Consider the following 8,283-nt stretch of genomic DNA (forward strand, 5'->3'; position numbering starts at 1 on the left):
AAGCTGGCGATGACTACCTCTACGGCGAAGGTGGCAACGACTCACTCTTAGCAGCCGAAGGTAACGACAGTCTCTACGGCGGTGACGGCAAAGACATTCTGGATGCCGGAGTTGGCAACGATTACCTCTGGGGTGGCCAAGATGATGACACCTTATTAGCCCAAGCTGGCGATGACTACCTCTACGGCGAAGGCGGTAACGACATTCTCAACGCAGCCGAAGGCAATGACAGTCTGCGCGGCGGCGATGGCAAAGACATTCTGGATGCCGGAGTTGGCAATGACTACCTGTGGGGTGGCCAAGATGATGACACGTTATTAGCCCAAGCTGGCGATGACTACCTCTACGGCGAAGGTGGCAACGACTCACTCTTAGCAGCAGAAGGCAATGATTCCCTCTACGGCGGCGATGGCAAAGACTTCCTCGACGCCGGAAGTGGCAACGACATACTTTGGGGCGGTCAAGACGATGACACTTTATTAGCCAAAGCAGGGGACGACAACCTGTTTGGGGAATCTGGCAACGACTTCCTCGATGCAGCAGAAGGCAACGACAACCTCTACGGTGGCGACGGCAAAGACACCCTGTTCGGTCAAGCTGGCAACGACTTATTAGAAGGCGGTTCCGGCGATGACTCGCTGTTAGCAGGCGACGGCAACGATACCCTGTTCGGTCAAGCTGACAGCGACACTCTCTACGGCAGCAACGGCGATGACATCCTCGAAGGCAATGCAGGAACAGACCGGCTGTTTGGCGAACTCGGCAACGACTCCCTCGATGGCGGTACGGAAAATGACACCCTGGAAGGTGGCGACGGTAACGACATCCTCGATGGTGGTGATAATAACGACAGTCTGTTCGGACAAGTCGGTAATGATACGGTTATCGGCAACCGCGGCGATGACATTGTTGACGGCGGTTCCGGCAACGATTTGCTTCAGGGGAACGAAGGGCGCGATCGAATTTACGGTCAATCCGGCCTCGATACGCTGTTCGGTGGCGACGATAGCGACACTCTGTGGGGAGGCGATGACGCTGACATCTTGCAGGGAGAATCCGGCACCGATACCCTGTTCGGCGGTTCCGGCGACGACACCCTCGACGGTGGCGAAGATAATGACAGCCTGTTAGGAGAAGCCGGCCGCGATACTCTCGCTGGCGGTAGCGGTGACGACATCGTAGACGGCGGCACCGAAAACGATACTCTCTCCGGCAACGACGGCAGTGACAAATTATACGGCCGCCAAGGCAATGACTTCTTAGAAGGCAATGCCGATGATGACGAATTGTGGGGTGGAGATAACGAAGATACGCTGTTAGGACAAGGCGGAGATGACGTTCTGTGGGGCGAATCCGGCAATGACAGCCTTGATGGGGGCGAAGGGGCAGATCGACTTTTCGGTCAAATTGGCAAAGACACCCTCTCCGGTAACAATGGCGACGACTACTTAGAAGGCGGCGCCGACGACGATAGCATGACTGGAGGTGAAGGGCGCGATCGAATTTTTGGAAATGACGGCAACGACTTCGCCGACGGCAACAGCGGCGACGACTACATCGACGGCGGCGCGAATAACGATACCTTAGCAGGTGGTGAAGGGAGCGATCGCATTTTCGGTCAATCCGGCAACGACAGCATCCAAGGAAACGAAGACAACGACTTCATCGATGCAGGAACCGGCAACGACACCATCTTCGGCAACGACGGAGACGACGAAATCTACGGCCGCGAAGACCGAGATTTCATCGACGGCGGCCGCGGCAACGACGAAATCTACGGCGGTGACAACATTGACACCATCTTCGGACAAACCGGAAACGACAACATCGACGCCGGAAGTGGCGACGACTCCGTATTCGGCGGTGACGGCAACGACCAAATTTGGGGTCAAGCCGGCAACGACTTCATCAACGCCAACGCAGGCAACGACAACGTTTGGGGCAACGAAGACGACGACAAAATTTTCGCAGAAGCAGGCGACGACAAAATCGACGGCGGTTCCGGCTACGACACCATCGACGGCGGCGCCGGCAACGACGAACTCTTCGGCGGTACGGGCAACGACCAATTGTTGGGAGGTGCCGGCAACGACAAAATTGACGGCAGCATCGACGACGACAAACTCTTCGGAGGTGCCGGCAACGACTTGATGTTTGGCAGTGAAGGGCAAGACACCATGTTAGGCGAAGTCGGCGAAGACACCCTCTACGGTGGCGACGATACCGACTTGATGGACGGTGGCGCCAGTAACGACTTGGTTGTCGGCGACTCCGGCGATGACACCCTGACAGGCGATTCCGGCGACGACACCCTCGCAGGCGGTAGCGGCAACGACTTCATGGGCGGAGGTAACGGCGACGACTTGCTGTTCGGCGAATGCGACAACGACACCATGCTGGGAGGCGCCGGCGACGACACCCTCGACGGCGGTTGCGGCAACGACTTGCTAACCGGGGAAGCCGGCAGCGACAACCTCTTGGGCAACGAAGGCGACGACAGTCTCAACGGCGGCAGCAGCAACGATACCCTCGACGGCGGTAACGGCAACGACTTCTTAAATGGTGACAGCGGCAACGACAGCCTCAACGGCAACGATGGCGATGACAGCGTTTACGGTGGCGAAGGCAACAACGTACTCAAGGGCGGCAACGGTATAGATACGCTGATTGGAGGTAGCAGTTCCGACATCTTTGTGCTATCACCAAGTTCGGGACTCGATAATATATTTTACTTCCAGGGCGATCGCGATTACCTCGGACTCTCACAAGACCTCACTTATGACCAACTGCAAATCGTTCAAGGCGGCGAAAATTATACTAACGATGCCTTGATCAGCATCGCAGGTACCGGCGAACATTTAGCTTGGTTGAAAGATACTCAAGCCAAAACAATTGACAGTTCTCGGTTTGTTTCCATCACTCCCGGAGGCGCGCTTCCCGCAGCTTTCAATACACCACTGAACATCGACATTTTGACTGGTCAACCTGTTGATAGCGATGATGTTGTAGGTGCGATCGGTAGCGGTTCTAGCACTAGCTTATCCAGCGCTACTCCTGCATCAATTAGTCTGCCAACCAGCACAACTACTGCACCGATTAGTCTGTCAACCAGCACAATTACTGCACCAGCAAGTCTGATTCTGCAACCATTGACAACAGGTACTAATCCAGCTAGTGCAACTGCACCAATTAGTCTGTCAACCAGCACGACTACCGCAGCAGCAAGTCTGATTCGGCAACCATTAACAACAGCTACTAATCCAGCTAGTGCAACAGCAACTCCTGTCAAAACTACCAATGACATCTTGCTAAATGGCGGTTCAATCCCAACCATGAAGACCTTTATCGAAACCGACGATGACATTCTTATCTATGACACAAAGAGCTTGTTAACTTCTCTCACCAGCGCTCAAAGTCAGCCAATCATTCCTTTGACTGGCGCGATTGTTAGTAGTTCCATTATCCCAACGGCGAATACTTCTGCTAAGGACAACAGCCTCTTAATCACTCCGGCTGCAAGTCCCAGCAACCCGCTAGCGAATAGCAGTTTGATTGGCACTTCTACCGTGAAGTAATTGTAGGTTTGCTTGAGGGCGATCGAATATATAAAAACCCGGCTTCTTGAAGAAGCCGGGTTTTTTGCAGTTTTTGCAGTATGACGTTCCGCTTGAGCGGCTGTTGATAACTTTTGCTACAACACCGACCAACTTTGTCAGTCCGCTCCAACCGGATTGTTATGCCGGACGAGTTTTATCGAGTAATCTTTGATCGAGGCGGTAATCTTAAGTAGGACTTGCTGAATAAAATTAGAAAGCTTGCCAGATAAAAGGTTCAAGCTTTCTTGGCTCTACAGGAGTGCAAGTTATAGGATTATATAGGCTCAAAACCCTTGCACTTTCGTTCTTAGTTTCTGGATGAATTGTGGGATTTAGCAATAAACCTGCTATTTTTTAAGCTGTGTAGCTTCGTTTTTTCACTACGTACACTTTTTCAGCAAGCCCTAAGTAAGGGAGATTGAGCGACCCAGCAACCAATTGGGATAGTTAGGAAAAGTCGGGATTACTGACCTGCCACCCGGTATAAACTCAGTGGCAAGGAAGAGGAAGCTCTCCTCCCGGAAAAGATTCCTAAGCTTCTGGCTGGGAAACAGAGAGACATATAATATCAGCTAATATCAGTGATTACTATTTCTTTTCCACACCCCTGGAATGGATGTGTTACCTTAGATACCAAGGGGGGCATCTGTGAATATTAAGTGTTTCTGATCGATTATCAATGCCTTAATCGGATGTTTACTTATCTATGGAGTTCACATGAGAAAACTATCCTCCCGTCTGGTTTCACTGTCAGGAGTAGCAGCTATGTTGGTGCTTTCGACTGCTCCAGCTATGGCTCAATCCTCCTACAGGCAAAGTAGCGCAAACTCTCAAAGTCAATCCAGTGCGAACTCTAGGTACCAACCCAAGTATACTTGTTGGTCTCAGTGGTCTACGAGGCGCATGAGATCAGTCCGAGTTTGTGGATACAGGTAAGCGAACGTGTTCTATTAAGGTTGGATTTTCCAAAGCCTCAGTCTACCATCGTCGCTACCGCTTACAAGTAGTTGATCGTCGGGGCTAAACTTAACGGTGTAAACCTGTTTTGAATGTTCAGTCCCGATTCCTACTAATTCTCCGCTAATTAGGTTCCATACCCTAACAGTGCCATCGTAGCCCGCACTGGCAACATATTTATTATTATGGCTAACTCCTACTGACCAGACCCAGCCAGCATTTCCAGTTAAAGTATGCTGAACAGTACCAGTCTTAAGATCCCATACTTTTACACTGTTCTCCTGAATATTTTGATCGAAGCGGTCTTCCCCACTACCGCTCACTAAAACCCGATCGTTAGAACTGAATGCGACCGATAGGACTTGACCTCTGTGGCCTTCCAATATGTTGAGTAACTTCAAGCTATTGCTATCCCACAGTTTTATAGTTTTGTCATCACTAGCACTTGCGAAAAACTTTCCGTTATTACTAAAAGAAATAGATGTTATGTGATCCGTATGTGCTGGAATATTTTGAAGCAATTTGCCAGTATTTACATCCCAAACCTTTATCAATTTATCTTGACCACCTGAAACTATCCGTGAACCATCAGGGCTAAATGCAACTGCACGGACTGGTGCTGTATGACCTTTAAGCGTCTTAAGCAGTTGACCAGTTTTCCTATCCCAGATTTTTATATCTGTCTCTTGCAGATTTTTACTTTCCTGAAAGTTCCCATGTCCAGTAGCAACATACGCTCCATCTCGGCTAACTGAAATAGATAAAGCGTTACTTGATCTATCATCAAAAATAGTCGTGTTTCTTTTAGTTGTCCAGTTCCATAATTTGACAGGCGTGTTGCCACTTGCGCTGATTAGTTGTAACCCATCATTAGTAAATGTCATTGCAATAATATTTGATTGAGCCTCAATGGTCTGACTCAAAGGAAGCTTTGGCGGCTCTGGAAAAATAATCTGTCGAGTTATTAGCATCAAAAATACCAAAAAGCCAAGACTTGCTCCTACTTGAGCAAGTAAATTTCGCACCTTCACTGAAAGAAGGTTTCGCCACGTAGGCTTCTCCTCGCTATGCGGAAAAGTGAGCTTTTCTAGATGCGTTCTTTTTAAATCATCTGACTGCTCAGTGGCTATTACTTTTTTGCTAGAGCACTAGCCCATTTCCTAAATGTAGGGAAGTTAGCTCTCAAGAAGCTTTCTGTATCAATTTCGGCTTCGTAAGATAGACTAACGAATGGTGGCAGTAATGAAAGCGCCCCTTTTAGCTTTGCAGCCGCAGGTGCTTCAGGTTGACTAACTTCAGCATAAATTTTTTGTAACAAGTCCAAAATTTCAGGCGAGTATTGTGGATTCTGCTGTAAAAGTTTGACCCGCTCGACAATTTCCGTTATCACATCTTCGGCTTCTAAATCTACGATATCAACGGTCGGTACTCGCTCTGTCAAAATCTGCCAGTATTCTTCTTCAAACGGTCTAATCTCATCTTTGAGATCAGCAATCTGTTGTTTGATTCGCACTCGTTCTTCTGGCGCGATTGTCGTGAGCGTGTCTTCTTTTCCACCAAGTTGCTCACGTAGTCGTTTCAGGCTCTTCTCAACTTGACTAAGACGATCTCTCGACATGCACAGTCTCCATTCAAAATTCACTTCCCTTCAGTTTTACCCCATCTACTCCGTAATATCCCCAGGGTTTCCACGGAATTCATAAAGAATTTGGATCGGAGAAACATTTTCTGCGTATGTCCGCCATAAAAATGAACTCACTCTCTCACTCTTCACTCTCAGCTTGAGATGGGATTTGGCGTTGCTGATTTACGGTATGAACGATTCAATGTGAAAAAATGAAACAAGCCAGTCAGTCAATCGTCTGAATTTTCAAGTTATCCATTTTCATACCCTGATTAAGCAACGCCGGAATTTTTTGAGATATTTTTCTACTATAGCTGGTTTAAGAGTTCTGTGGGGGAATAAATGGGGAGGTTGCTACCAATGAAGTCTTTCCGATCGCGCGTGACGATCGCATCAAGTCGATCGATCGTCGCGCAGGCAAGTTGGATACTATCTTCAAAGTCTTTCAGTCCAAGACTGAGAGCGGTTTCGACGGTTTGGCGATCGACAGCACAAAATCGGAGTCCAGTTAGTAGCCGATGAATGGCAGCAAGGGCGACTTCACGACCTTCGGCTTTACGAATGATGTAGAAAATATTGGTGATGGTAGTTGCGGCGATATAGCCTTCCAAGTTGCCCCGTTCAATTTGCTCGAAAAGGGCGATCGCACTCTCGACAAAGGGTTCCAGTTCCAAGATTAAGTCTAGGACGATGTTGGTATCGATGAGAATTTTTACGGGATGGCTTACTGGTATTTTTGGGTGAGATAGTCGGTATATTCTGTTTGCAGTTCCTCATCGCTAGGGGCTAACCCAGAATGTTTGGCGATACCCCGAAGTCCGGTGAGAGTGCCAGGAGGGATAGCCTGTTGAGGAGTGGCGAGTTGTTTTTGCTGGAGAAATTCAGCGAAGTGGAGGACTTCGTTGATTTGGCTTTCTGGGAAAGTTTGGATTAGTTGATAGAGTCTTTCGGTGGCTGTCATGGCTTTTAGAGAGTCGGTGGGCTCGATCGCCTCCTAGTACAACTTTTAAATCTTACTCCGATCGCGCGATCGGCAAGAAAAAGTGGCACGATCTTGTAAACACGCAATTTTAATAGCTTCAATCGTACTTGCAACCTTGAGGACAGCTACAACTGATCGATCGTTACCAACCCGCCTTCTGTAAACTGAATCACCAGTTCTTGCTCTTCCAGCAAGGCAGTTCCAAGCAATGGTCGCCTTCCTGTCGCAATGACAAGGACTTCTCGCTCTTCACCATCCCAAAGGACGATCGCTTCGTGAATTGGTAGCAAGACTTCACTATTATCTGCCAAATTTGCGGGAATGTCGTGTCTAAAGGTTAAGCCCATCAATAAAACAGCTTCTCAAGGAAGACATAATTCCCCAGTGAAGCCTGTATCTATCACAAACTCTATAGGGATGCTTGAGCCATTCGGTAGCAAAAAAGTCAGCGTTACAGTTGCGTGTCTATTTGTCACAATCCCAGAAATCACTTGTAGACACGCTCCATGACACCACCAAATGATACAGCAACGTTATATCCAATACGAATACCAAAGAGTCGGGCGTTTGGGTGCTTCTTGCTAAGGTTACGGGATGCTTGCAATCCAGTTTTATCGACTTCATAATCACCTGTCTCAATGTCGATGATGACCATCTTGCCGATGTTTTCTTCCACTTCTACCTTTTCGCGGATGGTACTTTCATACAATTGCTTTGCACGTTGTGCAACTTCTTCACGGCTTAAAAGGATTGCCTGCATATATTGACTCCCGATTAGTAGGCTTTTTTGTGAATCCCTCCATGATAGCGCAGGCACCAGCAGTTGTAGTTGTAGGGTGCGTCAGTTACGAAATTATGAATCACCATCAAAAATATAATAGCTGACGCACCTGTAGTTTTGTGTGGTGCGTCAACTATTATATTTTTAGTTTAAACCGAAAATAATCGTAGCTGACGCACCCCTACAGATAAGAAAATGTAAGGGAAATATTGACATTACGATCGCACAATACTTCCTGTTTCCCGATCGTACTTAAACCCCTCAATCGTTCCTTCCTGAATTTTTTCGTGGGACTAAAGAAACCGGGTTTTTTGCCAAATCTGCGAATCACAACGCGTCTTCT

General features: G+C 48.3%; 6 protein-coding genes and 1 pseudogene. 1 reads left to right on the forward strand and 6 read right to left on the reverse strand.

Annotation, left to right across the window (positions count from 1 at the left end; genetic code table 11):
• Positions 1–3,575 (forward strand): annotated as a pseudogene (locus QT974_RS22760) (hypothetical protein); the annotation flags it as partial.
• Between the two features lie 971 nt (positions 3,576–4,546).
• Here QT974_RS22760 and QT974_RS22765 read toward each other — a convergent pair.
• From QT974_RS22765 to QT974_RS22790, 6 genes are all read right to left on the reverse strand, one after another.
• A complete protein-coding gene (locus tag QT974_RS22765) occupies positions 4,547–5,578 on the reverse strand; it encodes a WD40 repeat domain-containing protein (protein ID WP_333470695.1) in 1,032 nt (343 codons plus the stop codon).
• 104 nt (positions 5,579–5,682) lie between these two features.
• On the reverse strand, positions 5,683–6,171 hold the full coding sequence (locus QT974_RS22770) for a hypothetical protein (protein ID WP_333470696.1): 489 nt from the start codon (positions 6,169–6,171) through the stop codon (positions 5,683–5,685).
• A 314-nt stretch (positions 6,172–6,485) separates the two neighbouring features.
• On the reverse strand, positions 6,486–6,935 hold the full coding sequence (locus QT974_RS22775; protein ID WP_333470700.1) for a type II toxin-antitoxin system VapC family toxin: 450 nt from the start codon (positions 6,933–6,935) through the stop codon (positions 6,486–6,488).
• Complete coding sequence (locus tag QT974_RS22780) at positions 6,902–7,138, reverse strand: DUF2281 domain-containing protein (protein WP_333470697.1); 237 nt, start codon at positions 7,136–7,138, stop codon at positions 6,902–6,904. Before QT974_RS22780 ends, QT974_RS22775 begins: the two co-directional genes overlap by 34 nt.
• 146 nt (positions 7,139–7,284) lie before the next feature.
• Positions 7,285–7,506 carry a hypothetical protein gene (locus tag QT974_RS22785; RefSeq protein ID WP_333470698.1) on the reverse strand — a complete coding sequence of 74 codons (222 nt, stop codon included), beginning with the start codon at positions 7,504–7,506 and terminating at the stop codon, positions 7,285–7,287.
• Positions 7,507–7,646: 140 nt separating this feature from the next.
• Complete coding sequence (locus QT974_RS22790; RefSeq protein WP_333470699.1) at positions 7,647–7,919, reverse strand: hypothetical protein; 273 nt, start codon at positions 7,917–7,919, stop codon at positions 7,647–7,649.
• Positions 7,920–8,283: the final 364 nt, after the last annotated feature.

It is taken from the genome of Microcoleus sp. BM001215392, assembly GCF_036700185.1.
Classification (GTDB): domain Bacteria; phylum Cyanobacteriota; class Cyanobacteriia; order Cyanobacteriales; family Microcoleaceae; genus Microcoleus.